The following is a 26,846-nucleotide window of genomic DNA, read 5'->3' on the forward strand; positions in this document are numbered from 1 at the left end:
AAAGTTGGAATTAAAAGAGAGGAATCCTTAAATTATTTTAAAGATTATCTTAATTTAAAGTTGTATTGGGTTTCTATTGCATTTATTGTTTTTGGAATTACCATACTGTTAGCAATTATAATATTGGAATTACTATTTAATTAATCTCGACCAACAATTAAATACAAAATATAATATAGACATCCGTTCACGTGAGTATCCTTTCGCATAATAAGTTATACATAAAACAAAAATTAAATTATTTAACTATGAAAATTTTTTTAACAATTTTAAGTGTTTGTACACTACTTTTATCTTCTTGCTCTAAAGATGATGATAATGCTACTCCAGTAGAAACTCAAGTGCCAAAAACATGGGCTAATATTATAGGGCCTTGGCAGTTTACAAAATTAAAAAGACCAAACGGTTCCGTGGTAGATTTTCAGCCAGTTTGTGTAGGTAATAAAAATGCCGTTCTTGTTTTTAGAAATGATAATAGTAACTCCTATAAAGAAATGCTTCTGCAATTTTTTAATGCCAATTGTGTAATAGAAAATGATTTTTCAAGTTATTGTATTTTTGAAGATAACGCTATTTTTTCTACTAATTCTTTCCCTTTTCTTGAAGATGGAAAAGTAGTTTCGTTAACACAAAATACGATGGTTATTGAAATTCCTACAGGAACAAGAACCTGCAATGCTTTTATTGGAGAAGCCACAGGCTATTCATTAGTTCGCTTTCAACAATAGTTTTAGCGTTCCTTGTATTGTAACTTATAGTAACATTTAACAATTAAATAAATTATCATGAGAAAATTAATTTTATCAGTAGCCTTGTTAGCTACTTTGGCAGTAAGCCAAGCACAAGAAAAAAGTGAAACGGTTAAGTTTGGAGCGAAAGCAGGACTTAATTTGTCTAGTGCCAGTGTAGAAAGCACTTTTAATTCGGATATTAATGCTTTAACTGGCTTGTATGCGGGTGGTTTTGTTTCCATTCCTGTAGCAAGTAAGTTTACGTTTCAACCTGAGTTACTTTATTCTATGCAAGGATTTAAAGAGTATTTAAATGAGAGAGGAAGCATTTATGACGCCAAAGTTAAATTAAATTACATAAGTGTTCCTTTAGTATTTCAATATCAATTTATAGATAAATTTTATGTAGAAGCTGGTCCTCAATTAGATGTATTGATGAGTGCAAAAGCGAGTCAAACAGTTACTTATTCATCATCTAATTCAACAATAACAAGAGATAATATAGATGTAAAAGAATTTTATAAAAGTTTTGTAATGGGAGTAGACTTGGGTGCAGGTTATCACATCACAGATAATTTATTTGCGAATGTAAGATATCATTTAGGTGCATCTAATTCAAGTGATACTGATGGAATAAAAGCTAAAAACAGAGTAGTGCAAATAGGAGTTGGTTATAATTTTTAAGTTTTATTACTAATTAATTTATAATAATAAATGTAATAATCTTTTTTTGAGAGCTGTAAGTAAAATTACAGCTCTTTTTTTATCTCTTTTAATTTTAGTTTAAAACCAGCTTACACCACTTTTAAAATATAATAGTTTTTCTTTCCTTTTTGCAATAAAACAAACGTGTTCGCAATTAAATCGTTAGTTGAAATTATATATTCTTCTGTTACTTTTACTTTGTTTACGGAAACGGCATTTTCTTTTAACGCTCTTCTGGTTTCATTTCCTGAAGATAAAAATCCAGATTTCACAAAGGCATCTACAATTGGGTAACCCGCTTGTATTTCTGCTAAAGTAACTTCCGCTTGATCTAAACTTTGGAAAACATCGGCTAACGTTTTTATATCTAATAGTTTTAAATCGTCCACGGTTGGTTTAAAGAAGGCTTGTGAAGCAAAAACGGCTTTTTTGTGTTCTGCTGCACCGTGAATCATAACGGTTAATTCTTCGGCTAATTTCTTCTGTAATACTCGTAAATGTGGCGCTTCAGCGTGTTCCGCTAATAACGCATCAATCGAAGCTTTGTCTAAGAACGTGAATATTTTAATATATTTTTCGGCATCAACATCCGTCGTATTAAACCAAAATTGGTAAAATTCATACGGTGATGTTTTATCCGCATCCAACCAAATGTTTCCTTTTTCCGATTTTCCGAATTTCGAACCATCAGCTTTTGTAATTAACGGGCAAGTCATCGCGAAAGCTTTTCCTTCCGTTTCAGAATCAACATTCATTCTTCGGATTAATTCTGTACCAGTAGTGATGTTTCCCCATTGGTCACTTCCGCCCATTTGTAATTTACAATTGTGGTGTTTGTGCAAATGATAAAAATCGTATCCTTGAATTAATTGATACGTAAATTCTGTAAAACTCATTCCTTCGCCTTCCCCAGACAAACGTTTCTTTACAGAATCTTTACTCATCATATAGTTAACTGTAATGCGTTTTCCCACTTCTCGAACAAAATCAATGAACGAGAAATCTTTCATCCAATCGTAATTATTAACTAAAACTGGGGCTTGTGCATCCGTAGCATTGAAATCTAAAAACCGAGACAACACACCTTTAATTCCTTCAACATTGTGATTTAAAGTCGCTTCATCTAATAAATTTCTTTCGTTTGATTTTCCTGATGGATCACCAATCATTCCAGTTGCACCGCCGACTAAAGCGTAAGGTTTATGTCCGAATTTTCGCAAGTGCATTAATAAAATAATAGGTACTAAACTACCAATATGTAAGGAATCTGAAGTAGGATCAAAACCAATATAAACTGCTGTTGGCTCTTTTAAAAGTTGCTCTTCTGTTCCTGGCATCGCATCGTGTACCAGACCTCTCCATTGTAATTCTTCAATTAAATTCTTCATTTTATTTTATTTTTATTTCTTCAACAATCTTAATTTAAGTTTGTTGAAATTATTTTATATTTTGTTTTTTAAATTATTGTCAATGTTCCTTAAGTTAGTGTCAATGTTCCTTAATCTTTCAAAACCCTTGTAAATCGATAATTAAACGAATAAAATTAGCATTCCTTAATGAGTTATTAATGTTTTTTAAATACAAAATGAGCCTTAATGTCTCGTTGTTTATCGCTCAATTTTTCTAAAATATTATCCTTTTCAAATTGCTTTAAATAAATGCGAATTGTTTTCTCATTTACATTTATGTGGGTATCAAAATCTAATATTGTTCCTTTATGATTTAAAAACAAATAATTTAGAATGTTTTTTTGAGTTTCGTTGTAAGTTTTCCAATTTTCCTCAATTTTTTCTATTATCGAATCATGAATGGTTTTAGAATGCTCACTTATTTTATTTCTTAATATTAAGTAAACATTTCCATTTTCTTCTTTATATTCTGGAGTTGACAACATAGACTTTTCCATTGATTCGTAAATTCTAGAAACACCTTCGTTTAATTGTCTTACATAACCTATATCTTCCAATACTCTGGCTACACGTGGATTTCTAGCAAATCGTTCCGTTTTAATATTTTCAATGGTCACTTGTGCTGGTAAAGGTCCACTATTACTGATTTCTAAACGGTTATCAAAATGTTTAATATATACTGAGTTGCCTTGAACATTGTAGGAACGATGACATAAAGCATTAACAATTCCCTCAAGCCATGCCTCTTCTGGATATTCAGGTACTTTTTTAAATCGACCTTCTTCCATATCTAAAAAGTAATAATCTTTAAATGAAGCTTTCAAAAATTTCTTTATTTCATTGATTAAATTTGGAATGTTATTTTCAAATCGTTCATCTTTAACTACATTATGGTTGACCCCCGTTAAGGCTTCGGTTCCGTCATATCGAACGTATCGAACAGAAGCAGAAGGAATATATTTCTCAGGGTCTTTTGTAAATAAAAGTACAGCAGCATTTTTTAATTGATAAACGGTATCTTTCTTTTTAGTTAAATGACGTTTTACCAGTAAATCTATTGACTCGCCATTATAGTTTAATTTTTCTTTATATTCATTAAGTAGATTTTGATCTAAATCTTCAACGTCAAACTCTTTTACAATTTCTTCTTCAAAGCGTCTTATTCCTTTATCATATTCTAGTTTTTTAATTTGATCTCGATTTAATTCTCGATTTGTATCTAGAACTCTTAAATAAATTTTTTCATTATCTTTTCTACAAAAAACACGTTCTACATCTTGTTCTGCATGATATAGAAATACTAAATTACCATCTATTTCTAATTCTTCTAATTCAATAGTACAAGCTGGGTTAATAAAATCGAATACTAAAGTTCTGTATGCATCTAGTTTGCTTTCTAAGGTTCTAATGTCTTGTATTTCTCCTTCGTCAGTAACCCCAAAAGCTAAAACACCACCATCTGCATTAAGTAGTCCTATTAATTCCTCTGCAATTTTAGTAGGTTTTACATCTTTCTCTCCTAATCCTTTTCTTTCAAAATATTGATTCTCTTTTTGCGAACGCAAATACACATCTGTAATTAAAGGATTGATAGTTGAAATTATCATTGTACTATTTCTTATTTCTTTTTATTTATCTATTTCCACCACAGCATCTGGGTCGTCATTATTTTCTAAAATATCTATTCTTGGCTCTTTTAATTCTTGGGCATTGGCTATACTTCTGTTTAACGATAAAACCAAACTTGGTAATAAAATTAAATTGGTTAGCATTCCGAATAATAATGTGATGGAAACCAAACCTCCTAAAGCCACTGTTCCACCAAAATCGGATAAAGTAAATACCGAAAATCCGAATAATAATACGAAAGAAGTGTAAAACATACTTGGTCCTTCTTCGTTTAATGTTGCGAAAATTGATTTTCTTATTTTCCAATTATTTCTAACTAATTCTTGTCGGTATTGCGCTAAGAATCGTATCGTATCATCTACGGAAAGTCCGAATGCAATTCCGAAAACCAAAATAGTTGAGGGCTTAATTGGAATGCCTAAATATCCCATCAATCCAGCCGTGGCTAATAGGGGTAATAAATTCGGAATCAAAGCCACAAAAATCATTTTAACCGAACGGAATAGGAAAAATATTAAAGCACCAGTTAATGCTAAAGCGAATAATAACGATTCTATTAAATTTTCTAATAAATAACTAGTTCCTTTTTGAAATAATAAAGCTTTTCCAGTAATGGTAACTGTGAAACGTTCTTTTGGAAATAATTTATTGATTCGGTCATTTAATTTTTCTTCCACTTTTACCATTTCATCGGTACTTACTTCTCTCATAAAAGTTGAGATTCGAGCATATTGCCCATTGGAATCTACATAACTTTTTAATGGATTATTTTTGCTGTCTTTTGATGAATTTTTCAAATAAGGCAAAATAAAAGCTTGCTCTTGCGAATCGGGTAAATCATAAAAAGCAGGATTTCCGTTGTAATACGCTTGTTTCGAAAACTTCACTAAATTGACAATAGAAACCGGTTTTGAAAGTTCAGGAATGGCTTCAATTTCCGATTGCAACTCGTCCATTTTCTTCAAAGTTGAAATCTTCATTACGCCTTTTTTACGCTTCGTGTCAATTAAAATTTCTACAGGTAACACCCCTTTAAATTCTTTTTCAAAAAAACGAATGTCTTCAAAAAACGGCGTGCTTTTTGGCATGTCTTCCAAAATGCTTCCAGAAATATTTATTTTATAAACGCCAATAATTCCAAGTATTAAAATACCAACAGCAACCGAATACACACGAACATTATGAAATTTTACTTGGTTGATAATCCAATTTTTAAAATTCACCAAATACCCGCGTTCCAAATGTTTTAAATGTCTCGCTTTTGGAATGGGCATAAAACTGAAGAAAATCGGAATTACAAATAAACTAAGCACAAAAAGTGCCATAATGTTTATCGACGTTACAATTCCAAATTCTTGTAATAATTTATTATCGGTAATAATGAACGTTGCAAAACCTACCGCTGTTGTCACATTTGTAATGAAAGTTGCGGTTCCTACTTTAGTTAAAACACGTTGCAATCCTTTGGCTCTGTTTCCGTGAATTCGGGTTTCTTGATGGTATTTATTGGTTAAGAAAATACAATTCGGAATGCCAATAATAACAATTAACGAAGGCACTAAAGCCGTTAAAACAGTAATTTCATAACGCAATAATCCCAAAAATCCGAAAGACCACATCACACCAATCATCACCACAAAAAGCGCCATCATAGTGGTACGAAATGAACGGAAAAAGAAATAGAAAAGTAAGGATGTTACCAATAATGTCGCGCCAATAAACAGACCAATTTCGCTAATGATTGCCTTAGCATTCATAGTTCTAATGTAAGGCATTCCTGAAACTTTGATATCCGTTTTTGCGGTTTCTTTAAACGATTCAATAGCTGGAATTAGTTTATTTAAAACAAATTCTTTTCTTTCGGGTTTGTTTACAATATCTTTTTTAAGATAAATGACACTTCTAACCACGCCACTTTTTTTATTAAACAATAAGCTTTCGTAAAAAGGCATTTTGTTTAATAAATCTTGTTTTTTGGTATTCAAATAATCAGCATCGGCGACTTTATTTTGATCTATAAAAGGTTTGGTTTGAAAGGTTTGTAAGGAATCATTTTTAACTAAATCTTCAATTTCATTAAACGATAACACGCCATCAACTTCTTTATTTTTAGCAATAGAAGCCATCATGTTGTTCCATGTTTTAAACGTTTCTGGTTTAAAAACATCGGCACTTTTTACTGCAAAAATGATTACATTACCTTCTTCACCAAATTTCTTTAAAAAATCGGTGTAAGCAATATTGTCTTTATGGTCGTTAGGCAATAAATTGGCTTCGGTTTGTGTAAAACGGATGTATTTCCATTGCGATGCCATAAAAATAGTAAACAAAGCAATGCACAAAAGCACCCAATGTCTATTTCTTAAAAGCGTACGCGCTACAAAATTCCAAAAACTGGTATTTAACCACTTCGTCATGATATGATTTTAGGCTGCAAAGGTAAGAATTATGGTGAATTATATCCCCAAGTTCAATGTAAAAGATAATTTTATAGCGATATTTTGATCAAACTTTTCCAATTGATACGGTCCATATCTGTAATAGGTAGCTAAACCGAAGCCTTTGAAAATGTTTTGCAATTCAAATCCACTTTCAAAAAAACCTTTTTCCATAGTTTTGAATGCGATACCTTGATGATTTTCAGGATGGGAAAATCCTCCAAAAGCGACTTTAGTTCCTAAAATTAATATCGGCTTAATGCTTTTTGTAATTTGAAATTTATTAAAGTAATGTTTCATTTGAAAAAGTGAATACCTGTCTGAAAAAAATTCATTGAAATACATGGTTTCAAAAGATGTTTTATTAGCAAATGTAATTCGCCTTAAAACAGCTTCTCTGTCTAAATTATTTGGCGCTACACTATATAAATGAGATAGTGGTGCGTTGCCTAAACTAATTCCTCCTTGTAATAAAAAAGTGGTTTTTTGTCCTGATAAGTATTTCTTTTCTTGATAAACTCGGGCATCAATTTTTGTAAATTCAATGTTTTCGCTCAATACATTTGGGATGGCGTGAGACACCTGCAAAATTATTTTTGGGAATCCTTTTTCTACCTCCAAAATTTCTTGTGGTGCTTGTAAAAATTTACTGTTTGGCGACCACTCTAAACTTAAAGTAGCTAATGTTAAATTATATACTTTATAAGATTTATTTGGTGCAATAAATTCGTAATCAAATAAAGGATTGATTCTGGAACGACTTATTTTAAAAGTAGTTTCAATTTTAGAAATAAATTTCGATTCAAAAGTCAGTTCGTACGATTGATGGTTGTAAAATGTAGAAAGATTAAAGGGTCTTGGGTCGTATAATTTAAATTTTTTAGAATCGGCTATTAAGGTTAAATCAGCAAATTCAATAATATCATCTGTAAAGGAACCCGAAATCCAACTATCCGAATTTTTTGAAATCCGAAACGCACTTCCAAGTTGACTTTTAAAAACACCGTCTCGTGTGCCATATGCGCCATAACCAAATAGTTTATAATAAGGTGAAAAGCGATCGTTTGTGGCAATTCCTACACCCAATCGGAAACCTTCGTAATTGTTATATTTAAAAATATCGCGCGCACGAAAATCAAACCAACCAAACGGAATTTGTCCGTTAATTAGTTTTTTGCCGAAATAAATTTTCTTTTCAATTTTTGTTGCGGTTACTAAACTGTCTAATGTTTGATAGGTGTTTTGTGATCTTTCGTCTAACGTGTCGTTTGAAATTGTATTAAAAAAAGAAGTATTTTTTTTAATAGCACTTTTATCAATCTGAATTTGATAACGTTGATTTTCTGGAAGTTCTGTAAAGCTGTAATTACTGTAATCTCTGTAAATTTTCACATACAAATCATTAGAATAATCATACTTTTTAGAAGTGTTCGGCAAATTGTCAAACTGAATGGTTTCTCCTAAAAAATCAATATTTTGTTTCCCTTTTCCTTTGGTTACCAATATGTTTTGCGAAATAGGAAACCACGATTTTTCAGTATTAAACGAGCCAAAAATAGTTTCAGCTTTTACATTTATAATGATATTTATTAAAAAAGTAATTTTAGTAATGGCATTTGTTTTTAAATCAACAATAGCCACACCTTTTAATTTGTTTTTTTTGATGCTTTTTTTTAATTCAAATTGCAACACTATTTCATTACCATTTGGTTTAATTAATGTGTCTGTTATTTTAAATTTATATTTAAGAGAACCATCAGTTGAAAACGGATTTTGAAAAGTAAATTGTAAAATTTTCAATTGTTTTTTACTCAAATCAAAGGACATAAATTCCTGACCAAGTAATTCGTAAACAGGTTGTTTTAAACCAGCCATTTTTAAACCAATAATAGTTTCTTTTTTCTTTCCTTTTTCGATAGAAATTTTTGCTACTTTTTCGGTTTGATAAATATGTTGTTTGGTAATAATTTTTTTGAATTTATAACTTGAAGAATCTATTATAAATTTCGTTTTTCGCTTGTTTTTAAAAACCGTATCAATTGAAGCAGAAATAGAATCTGGATTCGCAGAAACAATTGATTTTTCGTAAAACGTATAACTAAAATCAGGTGTTTTTATTTGGTTTTTGCTTTGTAATTGAATAATACTAGTTACTAAATTCTCAGTGGTTTCACGGTGCTTTGAAGTTGTCTTTTGAGCCATTGCTACAAAAGAACTAAAAAAAATAAACCACACGAGTATTCTCATTTACAAGAAATTAAAAGCAAATATACAGATAATAAAAAAGCGTCCAATTACTTGAACGCTTTTATTTATTTTAAAATTTATTTTGCTTCGTTGAAACGTTTTGTTACTTCGTCCCAGTTAATTACATTGAAAAACGCTTCAATATAATCAGGTCTTCTGTTTTGATAGTTTAAGTAATACGCGTGTTCCCAAACGTCTAAACCTAAAACTGGTGAGCCGCCACAACCAATTCCTGGCATTAAAGGATTATCTTGATTTGGTGAAGAACATACTTCAACTTTTCCGCCTTTGTGCACACAAAGCCAAGCCCATCCAGAACCAAAACGAGTGGCTGCAGCTTTAGCAAATTCTGCTTTAAAAGCATCAAAAGAACCATAAGCAGTGTCAATTGCAGCTGCTAATTCGCCTGTTGGCAAACCACCACCATTTGGTGACATTACGGTCCAAAATAAATTGTGATTGTAAAAACCACCTCCGTTATTTCTAACCGGCATATTATTCATATCTAAATTGGTCATAATGGCTTCAATAGATTTTCCTTCTAAATCTGTTCCAGCTATAGCAGCATTCAAATTTGTGGTGTAAGCATTATGATGTTTTGTATGGTGAATTTCCATAGTTCTTGCATCAACATGTGGTTCTAATGCATCATATGCATAAGGTAATTGTGGGAGTTCAAAAGCCATGATTTGCTATTTTTTAATGGATTAATTATTTTTTTCAAATTTATAACTTTAACTTTGAAAATAAAATTTTTCCGTCTTAATACTTTCTTAAAAGATTATTTATAATATGGCATTTCAAGTTTATAACGCTTCCGCTGGTTCGGGTAAAACATATACCTTAACAAAAGAATATTTAAAAATTTTATTGGTAGCTCCTGCCAACGATACCTATAAAAAAATTCTTGCCATTACGTTTACCAATAAAGCGGTAGAGGAGATGAAGAGCCGAATAATTGAAAGCTTAATTGCGTTTACTAAAGATGAAGTTACTGAAAAAACAGCTGATTTTATGCGAGAAATTGCTGCTGAAATAAAATTAGATGTTCCTTCGATACAACTAAAATCCAGAAAAATTTTAAAGAATTTAATTCACAACTACGCGGCGTTTGATATTTCAACAATAGATAAATTCACGCATCGAATAATTAGAACATTTACGCACGATTTAAATTTACCTACCAATTTTGATGTTACACTCGATACAGATGAACTTTTAAAAAATGCGATTGATGTAGTGGTTGCAAAAGCGGGAGAGGACGAAGAATTGACTCAAATATTAATCAATTTTGCTAAAAGTAAGACAGATGACGATAAAAGTTGGGACGTAACATTAGATCTTTATGAAGTTTCAAGATTAATTTTAAACGAAGAACATTTTTTTAATTTCGGAAAATTAAGCGATAAATCCGTAGATGATTTTTCTAAAATTGCAGAGAAAATAAAGTTAAAAATTGAAAGCAATAAATTATTGATAAAAGAAAAAGCGAAATTCATTTTAGATGATTTTGCCTCAAATAATTTAACTGAAGAAGATTTTGACCGAAAAACGTTTTACAATCACGTTGCCAATTTATTTAAGGAAAAGGCAACCGAATACGATTTTGTAAATGAAAAAGAAATCGGGGTTCCTAAAAAATCGAATAATTCAGAATTAGTTTGTCGTTTAGCGCCTACTTGGAAAGAAAAACTGACACTTATTTACAAAGCAAAAAACGAAAATGCGTTATTCGATTTAATTATCAAAAACATGATTCCGTTGTCATTAATTAATGTAATTTATAAAGAATACAAGCAATTGCAAGAAGACCAAAATGTCTTATCTATTTCCGATTTTAACGCTATAATTCACAACGAAATTAAAGACCAACCCGCTCCTTTTATTTATGAACGTTTAGGCGATAGATACCGTCATTATTTTATAGATGAGTTTCAGGATACTTCGCAATTACAATGGGAAAATTTTATACCACTAATTGATAATGCCTTGGCAAGTGAAGATTTAGATGGCACAAAAGGTTCATTAATGATTGTAGGCGATCCAAAACAATCTATTTACCGATGGCGAGGCGGAAAAGCAGAACAGTTTATTGATTTAAGTACGGATGTAAATCCGTTTTCTAATAAAGAAAAATCTGTAGAAAATTTGCCAAAAAATTACAGAAGTTACTCTGAAGTTATTGATTTTAATAATCAATTTTTTCAATTTCTTTCTGAAGAATTTACCAATGAAGCGTATCAAAAATTATATAAAGAAACCGCAGTACAGGAAACAAATGATAAAAAAGGCGGTTTTGTATCGGTTACTTTTTTAGATGATACCATTGAAATAAATGAAGAAATTGCAGAAGACGAATCGATTACAGAAAAAGACAAACAATATTTATCGAAAACATTAGAAATTATTCAGCAATCTCTTGCAAATGGATTTGACTATTCAGACATTGTTTTATTGACTCGAAAAACAAAAAACGGGGTGTTATTGGCTAATTTTTTAACCGAAAATAATATTCCAATTATTTCATCGGAAACATTGCTAATTCAAAATGCTTCAGAAGTAAAATTCATTATTAATTTTTTAGAATATTTAGATAGCTCAAATAATCAAGAATCAAAAATAAATTGGTTGTATTTTGTAGCAACTACAAAGGTTGATAAAAATAAAATTCACGATTTCATTGTGTCTGCAAAAGACTTATCGGAAGCGGATTTACAAAAATATTTAGCGTCATTTAATTGTGAAATATCCTTTGAAAATTGCAGAAAAAAATCGTTATATGAGGCAGTTGAAAACATTGTAAATGTGTTTTTAAAAGAAAAAACTACGATTTCTTATGTGCAGTATTTTTTAGATTTAGTTTTAGAACGAAACGTAAAATATCAAACCAGCATTGCAGATTTTTTAGAATATTGGGAAAAATCAGGTTTCAAACAAAGCATTCCATCGCCAGAAGGAGAAAAAGCCATCCGAATTATGACCATTCACAAATCGAAAGGATTAGAATTTCCGGTGGTAATTTATCCGTTTGCCGATGACAGTTTGAATCCAAGAAGCAATAATATTTGGATTCCAATGGAAGACGAAAGTGTAGATATGCCTCAAGCTTTGGTTAAAAATAATAAGATATTAGAAAAATATAGCGACACAACTCAAGAAATTTATCAAACCAAATCGCAAGAAGAAATCTTAGACACTATAAACGTGTTATATGTTGCTTTAACTCGCGCCGAAGAGCAATTGCATATTATTAGTAGTTATAAAGTCACCGCAAAAGGAGAAATTTCAACTTCCAAAACGTTAGCTTCATATTTTATAAATTTTTTGACTCAAAAAGCAAATTTTTCTTTAGAACAAAAAGAGTATGTTTTTGGAAGCTCAAAAAGAAATTCGCAACCTAAATTATTTACTAAAAATAAAGCAGAAATTCAGTCCGTAAAAAACGCATTAGATTTTTCTTCGATACGAATTGCCAAAAAAGAAGCCTTAATGTGGGGCACGTTACAGCAAGATGCGATTGAGTTCGGAAATATTATTCATCAAATTTTATCCTATATTACTACGAAAAATGATTTGCAACCTGCTTTAACAAAAAGCTTAGATGAAGGTCTGATTCAACAATCGCAAAAAAGCATTTTTGAGGAAAAAATCAAACAAATAATTCATCATCCAGAATTAGAAGACTTTTTTAATCCTAATTACACCGTTTTTACCGAGCACAATATTATTTCGCCAAACGAAATCAATTTAAAACCAGACAGGTTAGTAATAAATAACACGGAAGCTTTTCTTATTGATTACAAAACAGGTGCGCAAGACGAAAAACACAAAAAACAAATAGAAAATTACGCCCGCGTTATTGAAAAAATGAATTTAAAAGTTACTAAAAAAGTGGTGTTATATATTGGAGAAGAGTTAAAAATTATACATTTGTAGAAATTTTAAATAATTAACAACAATAAAAAAATGTACGGAAAAATTCAAGCTCACTTACAAAATGAATTAAATACAATTCAAGAAAACGGACTTTATAAAAAAGAACGTATTATCACTTCGCCGCAAGGTGCAGAAATAGTTGTAAATGGCAAAACGGTTTTAAATTTTTGTGCGAATAATTATTTAGGACTTTCATCACATCCAGAAGTAGTTCAAGCTGCAAAAGACGCCTTAGATTCGCACGGTTTTGGAATGTCGTCTGTACGATTTATTTGTGGTACGCAAGATATTCATAAACAATTAGAAGCAGAAATTGCCGATTTTTATGGAACAGAAGATACCATTTTATATGCCGCAGCTTTCGATGCAAATGGCGGAGTTTTCGAACCTTTATTAGGAGAAGAAGATTGTATTATTTCTGATAGTTTAAATCACGCTTCTATTATTGATGGAGTACGTTTATGTAAAGCAGCGCGTTATCGTTATGAAAATTCTAATATGCAAGATTTAGAAGCCCAATTGATAAAAGCTACAGAAGCGGGACATCGTTTTAAGTTAATTGTAACTGATGGTGTTTTCTCAATGGACGGTTTAGTTGCACCATTAGATAAAATTTGCGATTTAGCCGATAAATATGATGCCTTAGTAATGGTAGATGAATGTCACGCTGCTGGTTTCATTGGCGCAACGGGAAAAGGTACGATGGAAGCCAAAAACGTAATGACTCGTGTAGATATTATTACTGGAACTTTGGGTAAAGCTTTAGGTGGTGCTATGGGGGGTTATACAACTGCTAAAAAAGAAGTAATTGAAATTTTACGTCAGCGATCTCGCCCCTACTTATTTTCAAATTCATTAGCTCCAGCAATTGTTGGCGCTTCTTTAAAAGTATTTGAATTATTAAAAAAAGACACTTCTTTAAGAGATCAATTAGAATGGAATACTAATTATTTTAAAGAAGGTATGCGAAAAGCCGGTTTAGATTTTATAGATGGCGATTCAGCAATTGTACCAGTTATGTTATATGATGCAAAATTATCACAAGAAATGGCTGACGAATTGCTAAAATTAGGAATTTATGTAATTGGTTTCTTTTATCCAGTTGTTCCAAAAGACAAGGCTAGAATTAGGGTGCAATTATCTGCTGCTCATACAAAAGAACATTTAGATAAAGCCATTTCTGCTTTTGAAAGTGTTGCCAAAAAGTTAAATATAATTTAATAAAAATAATTTGTTTAACATATAATTATGAAAAAACAAACAAAAGTTTTGTGAATTACAAAAAACATATTACTTTTGCTCTTAAATATAATGAATTGTAATTAAATTAAATAAAAAGTATGAAACATTTGAACAAATTATTTTCTGCTGCTTTGTTGTTTGTTGGATTAGCGTCACAAGCACAAGATAACATTAATCCATGGGCTGTGTCTTTTGGAGTAAATGCAGTAGACACTAGAGTAAGTGCTAGTAGAGGTGGATTAGGTTTTTTTGAAAAAACGTATTCTCAAGCATTAGATATGAAAGACAATTGGAATATTGTTCCTTCTGTATCTTACCTAAGCGTATCTAAATACGTTGGAGATGGTTTTTCTTTAGGAATGACTGGATCTTTTAATAAAGTTACCAAATTTGTAGACTTTAAACCAACTGTAGTTGGTGCAGATGCAAGAGGTATGGTTGTTAGTAACCCAGGTGATTTAAACTATTATGGTTTAGATGCTGCGGTTTCTTACAGTTTTAAAAGTTTATTAAAATCTAAATGGTTTGACCCATCTTTAAATTTAGGAGGAGGTTATGTTTTTATGGGTGATGCTTCAGCAGGTACAGTTAATGCTGGTTGGGGATTAAACTTGTGGTTTGCTAAAAATGTAGCTTTCACAATAGCTTCTACATATAAATCTAGTTTTGACGACAATAGAGCGGCTAACGCTGATATTCCAACACATTTCTTTAATCAAGCAGGTATAAAATTCCAATTTGGTGCTAAAGATAAAGATGATGACGGTATTATTGATGCTGAAGATGCTTGTCCAGAAGTTAAAGGATTAGCTGCATTCAAAGGTTGTCCTGATACTGATTTAGATGGTATTCAAGATTCAGCAGATGCTTGTCCAGATGAAGCAGGTACTCCAGAAATGAATGGATGTCCTGACCAAGATGGTGATGGTGTTGCTGATAAAGATGATGCTTGTGTTGATGTAGCTGGTTTACCAGTTTTAAAAGGTTGTCCAGATGCTGATGGTGATGGAATAGCTGATCAAAACGACAAATGTCCTACTGTAAAAGGTGAAAAAGCTAACGGTGGATGCCCATGGCCTGATACTGATGGTGATAAAGTTTTAGATAAAGATGACAAATGTCCAACTGTAGCAGGAACTGTTGCAAATAACGGATGTCCAGAAGTATCTGAAGACACATTGAAGAAATTAAATGATTATGCAAAAACAATCTTATTTGATTCTGCAAAATCATCTTTCCAAAAACAAACGTATTCAGTTTTACAAGCAATTGTTGCTATCTTAAAAGAATATCCAACAGCTAAATTCGCTTTGGAAGGACATACTGATTCAGACGGTAAAGACGATGCTAACTTAGTGTTATCTCAAAATAGAGCTGTAGCTGTAAAATCTTTCTTAATTGATAATGGTATTGCTTCTGACAGATTAACATCTGAAGGTTTTGGTGAAGCTAAACCAGCTGCAACAAATGCAACTAAAGCAGGAAAAGCTCAAAACAGAAGAGTTGAAGTTAAATTAGTAAAATAATTTTTCTCTCATAATATTTTAAAAAGGTCTCAATTAATTGAGACCTTTTTTTTATCTTTATTGCCATGGATGCATCATTTTTATCTAAACTGGCAAAAGAGTTATTAAGTAATAATTCTTCATCGTTACATAATACAAACATTGTTTTACCAAACAAAAGAGCAAAGATTTTTTTAATTGAAGAATTAAAAAAACAATCTTCTACAACTTTTTTAGCTCCTAAAATAATTAGTATTGAAATGCTAATTGAGGAAATCGCGCAATTAAGAACATTAGATAATATTGAGCTTTTGTTTGAGTTTTATATTGTTTATTTGGATACTACTAAAAAATCAAAACAGCAAGATTTTGAAAAATTTTCAAGTTGGGCGGTTACGTTAATTCAAGATTTTAATGAAATCGACAGATATCTTATCAATCAGAATGAAATTTTCTCCTATTTATTAGATATTGAACGTATTAAACATTGGACTCCAAATGTAAATAACCAATCTAAATTAATTGCAAACCATTTAGAATTTTGGAAATTAATGCCGTTCTATTATCAAAAATTTTCAGAACATTTACTAAACAAAAAAGTAGGTTATCAAGGTTTACTATATAGAAAAGCATCAGAAAATTGTTTAGCTTTTGCAAAAAAATCCGAAGACAAAACATTTGTATTTGCTGGTTTTAATGCGTTGAATGCCTCGGAAGAAACTATAATTAAATGTTTATTGGAACATAATAAAGCCTCTGTGTTTTGGGATATAGATGCTGTTTTTTTAAAAGATGAATTCCACGATGCTGGTTTGTTTTTGCGAAGAATAAAAAACTCTTGGAAACATTTTGAAACCCATCCTTTTAATTGGATTACCGATGCTTTTTCAAATGATAAAAAAATTGAAGTTATCGGGACACCAAAATCTATTGGTCAGGCAAAAATTGCAGGAAAAATTATAGAAAAAATCGTATTTGAAAACAAATCATTAGAAAATACTGCACTTGTTTTAAGTGAAGAAAATATTCTAATACCTATTTTAAATGCGTTGCCTATCGAGGTTGAAAATTTAAATATTACGATGGGTTATCCGAGTAAAAATAATCCAGCACAAATATTAATTTACAAATTATTTCAACTGCATTTAAATGCTCAAAATAGAAATAAAAAACAAAGTGTATTTTACTATAAAGAAGTATTAGAAATATTAAATAATCCGTTAATTATTTCGAGTATTCAAGCGAATGAAGTAGTAAAAATTATAAAAAATTCTAATTTAACCTTTATTACCAGTAATCGACTAAGCGAATTATTTTATAAATACAATTTATCGAGTAATGAATTGGTGCAACATTTGTTTTTCGATTGGAATGTATCTGTAAATAAAATTTTAGAGAAATTAAAAGTCATTCTAATTTACATTAAAACACATTTAAGTAATCAAAACGAACAAGATAAAGTTACCAAAGCATTTGTTTTTTCAATATATAATGTAGTTTTAAAGATTACAAATTATTATGAATCGTATAAAAACATTGAAAACTTAGAAATTTTATTCACTATCTATAAACAAGTTATTGATCAGGCTCAGGTTTCTTTTGAAGGCGAACCACTCAAAGGTCTCCAAATTATGGGAATTTTAGAAAGTCGTGTTTTGGATTTCGAAAATGTAATTATTACTTCGTTAAATGAAGGTAAATTACCTGGTGGTAAATCGAACAATTCCTTTATTCCATACGATGTAAAATTAGAAAAAGGATTGCCAACATATAAAGAACGGGATGCCATCTTTACCTATCATTTTTATCGTTTATTACAACGGGCTAAAAACATTTACTTGTTATATAATACTCATTCTGAAGGTATTGATTCTGGCGAGAAAAGTCGTTTTATTACTCAATTAGAGATTGAACATTTGCCAAATCATAATTTTAAAAAGGTGTTTTATAACGCAATTAAACCTGATACAATTTATCAGCCAATAGAGGTAATAAAAACACAACCTATTTTAGATCGATTAGAAGAAATTGCAATTATAAAAGGTTTTTCGCCTTCATCATTAACCAATTATTTGCGAAATCCTATTCAGTTTTATTACCAACGAATATTAGGCGTCCGCGAAAATGATGAGGTAGAAGAAAATGTTGCTCTTAATACTTTAGGAACCATAATCCACGAAGTATTAGAGAAAATGTACGCTCCTTTTGAAGGTAAAAATATTCAAATTCAAGTTTCAGATATTGATGTGATGATTCAAAATATAGAAGCCATTACATTAGAAAAATTTATTGAAGTTTATAAAGAAGGAGAAATAAAAAAAGGGAAAAATTTAATTGCTTTCGAAGTGGCTAAAAGAAACATTTATAACTTTTTAACCCAAGAAAAACAAAACATAGAAAATGGAGATGAATTATTTATTTTGTCTTTGGAAAAATCACACGACACCATATTTGAGCATCATAATTTACCATATTCAGTTAAAATTTCAGGAAAAGTAGATAGAATTGAGTTGCGAAATAACACGATTCGAATCATTGATTACAAAACAGGTAAAGTTGAAGCCAATAAATTAAAAATAAATACTTTTGAAGGTTTAACACTCGATTTGGCTAATGATAAAATTATTCAATTATTATGTTATGCATTAATGTTTCAAACCAATCCTTTAAAAGGAAATTATAATGTGGAAGTCGGAATATTCTCGTTTAAAAACATGAAAGCTGGATTTTTACCTTTTGCATTTGGCAAAGGAAGAGGCATAGTTGGTGAAACAGTAATTACAACTGAATTTTTAGAAAATTTTAAAGAAGAATTGGTAATTTTAATTCAAGAAATTTTAAATCCTGATATTTCTTTTAAAGAAGTGATTAAATAATTTTTGTCACAAAAACGCAAAGTTAATTACGAAGATTGCAAAGGGGTTTTATATATATCTTGTATAAGTTTTCCGTGCCTTGCGAAATCTTTGTGAGCTTTGTGGTTAAGATTTCAAAAATCCAACTATAACTTTTTCCAATTCCGCTTGGTTTTCGAGGTGACTCATATGTCCGTCGTTAAAAGTTATTAGTTTTACATTTGTGCCTTCAATTTGTTCTAAATTATCTTCGTAATTTAAAACAGGATCTTTTTTTCCTAAAATTAATAAAATTGGGTAGGTGGCAAAATGCAAAATTACTTCTCGGTCTTTTCTTAATTTCATGCCTTCTTGAGCGGCAATAATTCCTTGTAATGGTGTTTGAAGCGCTTCTTCTCGAACCCATTCAATTTGTTCCAAAAGCTTTGTTCTGTTTTCCTCTGAAAATAAATTAGCGATACTCATTCTGACAGCAGCCACATAATTTTGCTTCACTGCTTTTATTGCACGAGTTCTATTTGCAATGCGTTCCTCGCTATCGGTACGAGATGTCGAATTTAATAGCACCAAACCTTTCATAAATTCTGGATATAATTCGGCAAAAGCCAATGCCACATAACCGCCCATAGAATGTCCAATGAAAACTGCTTTTCTGATTTTCAATTCGGAAATAACATGATGAACAGCATCCGCCATGTCTTCCATGCTATGGATGTATCCTAAACAATCTGTTTTCCCGTGACCTAACAAATCAATACAAATCAACCGGTTTTTTTTAGCTAAAACAGGCGCCAAATAATCCCACATGGTACTATTCTCCAAAAAACCATGTAACAAAATAACCGCATTGCCTTTTCCAGTATCTGTAAAAGCAATTTTTGTGTTTTTGAAGTGGGTGTTTTTCATAGATACAAATGTAGAGTTTAAACGCAAAGAGCACAAAGTTTTTTCGCAAAGCACGCAATGTTTTTTGTGTTCAAAAAAAACGGCTCACTTTCGCAAACCGTTTAACCTGAAACCTGAAACTTGAAACTTGAAACAAATCTAACTATTCATAATCGATTCAATTTCATCTGCTTCAATAGGAATATTCTTCATTAAGTTGAAAGGTTCTCCTTTTGGTTGAATTACTACATCATCTTCTAAACGAATTCCAAAACCTTCTGCAGGAATATAAATCCCTGGTTCTACCGTGAAAACCATATTTGCTTCCATTGGTTCGTGTAGCAAGCCATAATCGTGCGTATCTAATCCTAAATTATGCGAAGTACCGTGCATAAAATATTTTTTATATGCTGGCCATTCTGGGTTTTCAGTTTGAACATCTGCTTTCGTGATTAAACCTAAACCTATTAATTCAGAAGTCATAATTTTACCAACTTCTACGTGGTATTGTTTCCAATTTGTACCTGGAATCAACATTTTTGTAGCTTCGTTTTTTACATTTAAAACAGCGTTGTAAACCGCTTTTTGTCTGTCAGAAAATTTTCCAGAAACCGGAATCATACGAGTCAAATCGGAAGAATAATTGGCATATTCTGCACCAACATCTAACAAAATTAAATCGCCAGCATTACAAACTTGGTTGTTTTCTATGTAATGCAACACATTTGCATTGTTTCCTGAAGCTATAATTGGCGTATAAGCAAAACCTTTAGAACGATTACGAAGAAATTCGTGAGCCAATTCCGCTTCAATTTCATACTCGGTTACGCCAGGTTTTACGAAATTTAATAATCTTCGCACTCCTTTTTCTGTAATATTACACGCGTTTTGAATTAAATACAATTCAATTTGGTCTTTTACAGAACGTAAACGCTGTAAAATTGGATTTGATTTTTCTACTTTATGCGCAGGATATTCGTTTTTCCACCATTTTATAAAACGATCTTCACGTGTTTCTGTTTCTACTGCTGCTCGGTAATGTTCATTGGTGTTTATGTACATCGTATCGGCATACATCATCACTTCTTTTAACACTTTATGAAAATCTTGTAACCAATATACCGATTTGATTCCCGCTACTTCAAAAGCACGTTCTTTGGTAAGTTTTTCGCCTTCCCAAATGGCAATATGTTCGTTGGTTTCTTTTAAAAAAAGTACTTCTTTCAAGTGCTCATATGGAGCATCTGGAAATAATAATAAAATGCTTTCTTCCTGATCCACACCAGATAAGTAAAAAATATCCCGATGTTGTGCAAATGGCAACGTACTATCTGCAGAAACAGGATAAATATCATTCGAATTAAAAACAGCAACACCGTTTGGCTTCATTTGCGCCATAAAGTTTTTACGGTTTTTAATAAAAAGTTCTCGATTTATTGGTAAATATTTCATTTTTTAAAAATATTAGTAAAGTTTTCAAAATTAATAACTTTCAAACAAATAGTTGTCAAATAATTCTATTAATTTTGAAAACAAATCAAATTATATAAAAATGAAAAAAGTTATATTTTTAATTTCTATTCTTACTACGTTCATTTCTTTGTCTCAAGACAATAATTTTCAATCTGTTGCTTTTCAGAATATTGGACCTACAATAATGAGCGGCAGGATAGTCGATTTAGCTGTCAATCCTCAAAATCCAACTGAATTTTATGCGGCATACGCTTCTGGAGGCTTGTGGTATACCAACAATAACGGAACCAGTTTTGAACCCGTAATGGATGCTGCGCCTACTCAGAATATAGGTTGTGTTACTGTAGATTGGAATTCGGGATTAATTTTGGTTGGAACAGGTGAAGTAAATTCTTCTCGTTCGTCTTATGCTGGAATTGGGGTTTTGAAATCTTCAGATAAAGGCAAAACTTGGACTAATATTGGTTTGACAGATAGTCATCATATTTCTAAAATTTGGATTAATCCTAATGATTCTGATGAAATTGTAGTAGGTGTTTTAGGGCATTTGTATTCAAAGAATGAAGAACGAGGCGTTTTTAAAACCACAACTGGAGGAAAAAATTGGACAAAAACTTTATATATTAACGACGAAACAGGAATTATAGATATTAGTTTTGCACCAAACAATCCAAATATTATGTTCGCATCGGCATGGGAACGGGAACGTAAAGCAAATAATTTTAAAGGAAATGGAATTCATTCAGGTATTTATAAAAGTGAAGATGCTGGGACGACTTGGGCAAAAATTAATGCCAATTCTGGTTTTCCAACTAATATTGGAATTGGTAGAATTGGTTTAACTTCATATAACGAGAATATTACCTATGCGATTGTAGACAATCAAAATTTACGACCAAATGCTTCAAGCGAAAAACCGAAAGATGCCAATGCCGCCTTGTTTGAAGTAGAAGTAATTGGTGCAGAAATTTATAAAACCACCGATTCTGGAAAAACGTGGATTAAGACAAATGACAAATTTATTGATGATGCTTTTTATTCTTACGGATATTATTTTGCGGATATTACTGTTGATGAATCTAATGAAAATCGGTTATATATTTCTGCGGTTCCTTTATTATTCTCTAATGATGGAGGAAAATCTTTCGAATCAATAAGTAAAGATAATGTTCATTCTGATCATCACGTTTGTTGGGTGAATCCAAAAAATCCAAATCATCTAATAAATGGAAACGATGGTGGTGTGAATATTACATTCGATAACGGGAAACATTGGATAAAATGCAACAACCAGGCCGTTGGGCAATTTTATAGTGTTAATGTAGATGAAAAAGAAAATTACGAAGTATATGGTGGCTTGCAAGACAACGGCGTTTGGGCGGGTCCAAATAATTATCAACACAATGTTGAATGGTTACAAGACGGAAAATATCCTTACGAATTTTTAAGCGGTGGCGATGGAATGCAAGTTCAAATTGATACGAGAACTAATAATTTGGTTTACACGGGATATCAATTTGGAAATTATACCAAAATAGATAGAATTTCAGGAGAAAGAAAATACATTACTCCTCAAGCAGATAAAAAAGAAGAGCCATACAGATTTAACTGGCAAGCACCTATTTTGTTGTCTTCTCACAATCAAGATGTTGTTTATTTTGGCGGACAATATGTGTTTCGTTCGATGAATCAAGGCAAAAACTGGGAAAAAATTTCTACCGATTTAACCAATGGAAAAGTAGAAGGGAACGTGCCTTTTGGAACCATAACATCCATAGCTGAAAGTAAATTTAAATTTGGAAAATTAGTTGTCGGAACAGATGATGGAAATGTTTATGTAACAAAAGATAGCGGCGAAAATTGGACAAAAATATCAACTAATTTGCCGCAAAATTTATGGGTATCTCGTGTGCGATTTTCAACGTTTAAATCCGATAGAATTTATATTACGTTAAACGGATATAGAAATGATAATTTCACTACTTATGCCTATGTTTCGGAAGATTTAGGCACAACTTGGAAATTATTAACGGAGAATTTCAATCAAAATGCTGCGAATGTGATTTTAGAAGATTCTGAAAACGAAAACATTTTATATTTAGGTACAGATACTGGTTTATTTATTTCTATTGATAGAGGAATAACTTGGCAAGATTTTTCAACCGACATTCCAAATGTTGCCGTACTCGATTTGGTTATTCAAAAAAGAGAAAAAGATTTAATTGTGGCTACACACGGGCGTTCTTTGTACAAAGTGAATCTTTCGAACATTCAACAAATTAATGAGAAAACACAGTCAAACAGTATAGCGTTATTTCCTGTAAAGAACATTTCTTTTTCTAAAAATTGGGGAAATAAGCGTTCTGCTTGGGGTACCGAAAACACACCAAATGTATTAATTTGGTATTATGTAAAAGAACTTTCAAATACAATTTTAACCATAAAAAATAAAGATGGAATTGTGGTTTTTAACCGTCAAAATAAAGCAGAAAAAGGAATGCTTAAAGTAGATTTCGATTTAAGCGTTGATGAAAAAATAAAAACCGCAATAGAGAAGAAAGATAGCAAAATAAAAATCAACCAATCGGTTAATAAAAAGTACTATTTACCTGCAGGAAAATATACAATTGAATTAGAAAATAACGGAAAGAAGGAAACGCAAACCTTAGAAATTATAGAAAAAAACCAAATGAGATAAGATTTTTGTAAAAACTAATACTTAATAGGTTGATATTCAACAAATGTTAAACTCATTTAAAATGATTATAAATTAACTTTCAAAGGTTGTAAGTCTTACTTATAACCTTTATTTTTGCTTACATTAAATATATTCAAATTAACATTAACTATAATTATGGCAAAATCAGCATTTTTAAAGTCATCTATTGCAAAAAAATATTGGATGGCACTTACTGGATTGTTCTTGTGCTTGTTTTTAGTTGGGCATTTATTAGGAAACTTACAATTGTTAGCCGGCGACTCTATTGAAGCGGCGTTACAATTTAATAAGTATGCACTTTTTATGACTACCAACCCGGCAGTAAAATTACTTTCTTATTTAACGTATATTTCTATTATTTTTCACGCTATTGATGGAATTTATTTAGCCATTCAAAACAAAAAAGCGCGTCCTGTTGGTTACGCAATGAATAATCCTTCTAAAAACAGTAGTTTTTCATCAAGAAATATGGCGGTTTTAGGCACAATTGTTTTGATATTTATTTCTACACACATGATTAATTTTTGGGCAAAAATGCATTTTGATGCTAACATGCCTTTAGTTACGAAAACACAAGGAAATCAAGGGCAATCTCAATCTATGCTTATTGGAACACCAGATTCTAAAATTCAGACGATTCCTTTGCCTCCAGGTGGCTCTTTAAAAACATTAGTAGAACAAAATAATAATCAACCTGGAAATACTACTAAATTAGTTATCGAAGGTTCAAATATTGTTAAAGACGCTAAAACAGGTGAAGTTTTATTTATTGGTTTCAAAGATTTACACAAATTAACCTATGCTTTCTTTAAAAGTAAAGGAAAATTATTCAATGTAATTCCAAACGAAGGGTTGTTTTTCGTTATATTTTATGTGTTATCTATGATGGCATTAGGTTTCCATTTATGGCATGGCTTTCAAAGTGCTTTCCAATCTTTAGGAGCAAATGGTAAATTTACACCAGCTATTAAATCATTTGGAAAAGCATTTTCAGTTGTAGTTGCGTTTTTATTTGCAATTATTCCAATTTACATTCACTTTTTTACAAAATAAAAACATATGGCATTAGATTCTAAAATTCCTCAAGGTCATATTTCAGAAAAATGGACCAACCATAAGAATAATCTTAAATTGGTGGCTCCAAACAATAGACCAAAAATTGATGTAATCGTAGTAGGAACAGGTTTAGCAGGTGCATCGGCTGCTGCTTCATTTGGAGAAATGGGTTACAACGTAAAAGCATTTTGCTTTCAAGATTCACCTCGTAGAGCACACTCAATTGCGGCTCAAGGAGGAATAAACGCTGCGAAAAACTATCAAAATGATGGTGACAGTACTTATAGATTATTTTATGATACTATTAAAGGTGGTGATTACCGTGCTCGTGAAGCAAACGTACACCGTTTAGCAGAAGTATCTTCAAATATTATCGACCAATGTGTGGCACAAGGAGTTCCTTTTGCAAGAGATTATGGTGGATTATTAGATAACCGTTCATTTGGTGGAACACAAGTACAACGTACTTTTTATGCCGCCGGACAAACAGGTCAACAATTATTATTAGGAGCGTATTCTGCATTATCTAGACAAATTGGTTTAGGGAATGTAAAAATGTATAACCGTCACGAAATGCTTGACATTGTAAAAGTTGATGGCAAAGCTCGTGGAATTATTGCTCGTAATTTAATTACTGGCGAATTAGAACGTCATTCCGCTCATGCGGTAATTATTGCTTCTGGTGGTTATGGGAATGTATATTTTTTATCAACCAACGCAATGGGAAGTAACGTTACTGCTTCATGGAAGGTGCACAAAAAAGGAGCGCATTTTGCCAATCCTTGTTTTGTACAAATTCATCCAACTTGTATTCCAGTTCATGGAACCAACCAAGCTAAATTGACATTGATGTCAGAATCGCTGCGTAATTCTGGGCGAATTTGGGTGCCTGCAAAAAAAGAAGATGCAGAAGCCATTCGTATTGGAAAATTAAAAGCTACTGATCTAAAAGAAGAAGATAGAGATTATTACTTAGAACGAAAATATCCTTCTTATGGAAATCTTGCTCCTCGAGATATTTCTTCAAGAGCAGCAAAAGAAGTATGTGATGTTGGCCATGGTATTGAAGCAAATGACACCAATGAAGGGGTGTATTTAGATTTTTCTTCTGAAATACAAACAAAAGGGAAACAATCGGCTTATGCCAAAGGAAATCACAATCCAACTCAGGAAGAAATAACGGAATTAGGAAAACAATGGTTGGAAGAAAAATATGGAAATCTTTTCACGATGTATGAAAAAATTACAGATGAAAACCCATATGAGACACCAATGAAAATTTATCCAGCCGTGCATTATACGATGGGTGGAGTTTGGGTTGATTATAACTTAATGTCGTCTATTCCTGGCTGTTTCGTAGCTGGTGAAGCAAATTTCTCAGACCACGGAGCAAACAGATTAGGAGCTTCTGCATTAATGCAAGGTTTAGCCGATGGGTATTTCGTATTACCTTATACTGTTTCTAACTATTTAGCAGATGAAATTAGAACCGGTAAAATCTCTACAGATACACCAGAATTCGTAGATGCAGAAAATGCAGTTCGTCAGTCTATTGAGCAATTAATTAACAATAACGGCACAAAATCTGTTGACTATTTCCACAAAAAATTAGGATTAATTATGTGGAATAAAGTTGGTATGGCAAGAAACGAAAAAGGCTTAACGGAAGCGATTGAAGAAATTAGACAATTAAGAGAAGATTTCTATGCAGATGTTAGAGTTCCTGGTGCGGCCAACGAATTGAACCAAGAATTAGAAAAAGCACTTCGTGTGGCAGATTTTATTGAATTGGGACAATTAATGGCGAAAGATGCCTTAGTTCGTGAAGAATCTTGTGGTGGTCATTTCCGTGAAGAATATCAAGATGCTGAAGGTGAAACGCTTCGTGATGATGAAAAATTTGGGTATGTTGCCGCTTGGGAATATAACGGAAGCGATGCAAGTAAATCAGTACTTCATAAGGAAGAATTGAAATATGAGTTTATCAAAATTGCAGCTAGAAACTATAAATAAGAT

16 protein-coding genes are annotated in these 26,846 nt (G+C 31.5%); 9 read left to right on the forward strand and 7 right to left on the reverse strand.

Annotated features, from left to right (window positions below):
* Positions 1–248: 248 nt before the first annotated feature.
* A complete protein-coding gene (locus ABWP78_RS00515; protein WP_353167818.1) occupies positions 249–728 on the forward strand; it encodes a hypothetical protein in 480 nt (159 codons plus the stop codon).
* A 57-nt stretch (positions 729–785) separates the two neighbouring features.
* Positions 786–1,415, forward strand: a complete 630-nt coding sequence (locus ABWP78_RS00520) for a porin family protein (RefSeq protein ID WP_353167821.1) — start codon at positions 786–788, stop codon at positions 1,413–1,415.
* Between the two features lie 110 nt (positions 1,416–1,525).
* Here ABWP78_RS00520 and tyrS read toward each other — a convergent pair whose 3' ends face one another.
* The 5 genes from tyrS to ABWP78_RS00545 all read right to left on the reverse strand — a co-directional run bounded on the left by tyrS (position 1,526) and on the right by ABWP78_RS00545 (position 9,845).
* Positions 1,526–2,824, reverse strand: coding sequence for a tyrosine--tRNA ligase (tyrS, locus tag ABWP78_RS00525; protein ID WP_353167823.1), 1,299 nt, complete (start codon positions 2,822–2,824; stop codon positions 1,526–1,528).
* Between the two features lie 176 nt (positions 2,825–3,000).
* Positions 3,001–4,452 (reverse strand): ATP-binding protein, encoded by a 1,452-nt coding sequence (locus ABWP78_RS00530; protein WP_353167826.1) that lies wholly within the window; start codon positions 4,450–4,452, stop codon positions 3,001–3,003.
* Between the two features lie 21 nt (positions 4,453–4,473).
* Entirely contained in the window at positions 4,474–6,891 is a 2,418-nt protein-coding gene (locus ABWP78_RS00535) for an efflux RND transporter permease subunit (protein WP_353167829.1), read from the reverse strand.
* A gap of 39 nt (positions 6,892–6,930) precedes the next feature.
* On the reverse strand, positions 6,931–9,159 hold the full coding sequence (locus ABWP78_RS00540; RefSeq protein ID WP_353167832.1) for a DUF5686 family protein: 2,229 nt from the start codon (positions 9,157–9,159) through the stop codon (positions 6,931–6,933).
* A gap of 77 nt (positions 9,160–9,236) precedes the next feature.
* On the reverse strand, positions 9,237–9,845 hold the full coding sequence (locus ABWP78_RS00545) for a superoxide dismutase (protein ID WP_353167834.1): 609 nt from the start codon (positions 9,843–9,845) through the stop codon (positions 9,237–9,239).
* A gap of 106 nt (positions 9,846–9,951) precedes the next feature.
* Here ABWP78_RS00545 and ABWP78_RS00550 point away from each other — a divergent pair, with 106 nt between their 5' ends.
* The 4 genes from ABWP78_RS00550 to ABWP78_RS00565 all read left to right on the forward strand — a co-directional run bounded on the left by ABWP78_RS00550 (position 9,952) and on the right by ABWP78_RS00565 (position 18,718).
* Positions 9,952–13,095: a UvrD-helicase domain-containing protein gene (locus ABWP78_RS00550; RefSeq protein WP_353167836.1), complete on the forward strand. Its 3,144-nt coding sequence runs from the start codon at positions 9,952–9,954 to the stop codon at positions 13,093–13,095.
* A 30-nt stretch (positions 13,096–13,125) separates the two neighbouring features.
* Complete coding sequence (gene kbl, locus ABWP78_RS00555) at positions 13,126–14,316, forward strand: glycine C-acetyltransferase (RefSeq protein WP_353167839.1); 1,191 nt, start codon at positions 13,126–13,128, stop codon at positions 14,314–14,316.
* Positions 14,317–14,435: 119 nt separating this feature from the next.
* Positions 14,436–15,863 (forward strand): OmpA family protein, encoded by a 1,428-nt coding sequence (locus ABWP78_RS00560; protein ID WP_353167841.1) that lies wholly within the window; start codon positions 14,436–14,438, stop codon positions 15,861–15,863.
* A gap of 65 nt (positions 15,864–15,928) precedes the next feature.
* A complete protein-coding gene (locus tag ABWP78_RS00565) occupies positions 15,929–18,718 on the forward strand; it encodes a PD-(D/E)XK nuclease family protein (protein ID WP_353167844.1) in 2,790 nt (929 codons plus the stop codon).
* A gap of 105 nt (positions 18,719–18,823) precedes the next feature.
* Here ABWP78_RS00565 and ABWP78_RS00570 read toward each other — a convergent pair whose 3' ends face one another.
* Both ABWP78_RS00570 and ABWP78_RS00575 read right to left on the reverse strand, forming a co-directional pair.
* Positions 18,824–19,603: an alpha/beta fold hydrolase gene (locus tag ABWP78_RS00570; protein ID WP_353167846.1), complete on the reverse strand. Its 780-nt coding sequence runs from the start codon at positions 19,601–19,603 to the stop codon at positions 18,824–18,826.
* Positions 19,604–19,741: 138 nt separating this feature from the next.
* A complete protein-coding gene (locus tag ABWP78_RS00575) occupies positions 19,742–21,034 on the reverse strand; it encodes an aminopeptidase P family protein (protein ID WP_353167847.1) in 1,293 nt (430 codons plus the stop codon).
* Positions 21,035–21,134: 100 nt separating this feature from the next.
* Here ABWP78_RS00575 and ABWP78_RS00580 point away from each other — a divergent pair, with 100 nt between their 5' ends.
* The 3 genes from ABWP78_RS00580 (at position 21,135) to ABWP78_RS00590 (ending at position 26,843) form a co-directional block, all read left to right on the forward strand.
* Positions 21,135–23,753 (forward strand): WD40/YVTN/BNR-like repeat-containing protein, encoded by a 2,619-nt coding sequence (locus ABWP78_RS00580; RefSeq protein ID WP_353167849.1) that lies wholly within the window; start codon positions 21,135–21,137, stop codon positions 23,751–23,753.
* 156 nt (positions 23,754–23,909) lie between these two features.
* A complete protein-coding gene (locus ABWP78_RS00585; RefSeq protein ID WP_353167852.1) occupies positions 23,910–24,827 on the forward strand; it encodes a succinate dehydrogenase cytochrome b subunit in 918 nt (305 codons plus the stop codon).
* A gap of 6 nt (positions 24,828–24,833) precedes the next feature.
* Entirely contained in the window at positions 24,834–26,843 is a 2,010-nt protein-coding gene (locus tag ABWP78_RS00590) for a fumarate reductase/succinate dehydrogenase flavoprotein subunit (protein ID WP_353167853.1), read from the forward strand.
* Positions 26,844–26,846 lie beyond the last annotated feature (3 nt).

The organism is Flavobacterium sp. (assembly GCF_040402955.1).
Lineage (GTDB): Bacteria > Bacteroidota > Bacteroidia > Flavobacteriales > Flavobacteriaceae > Flavobacterium.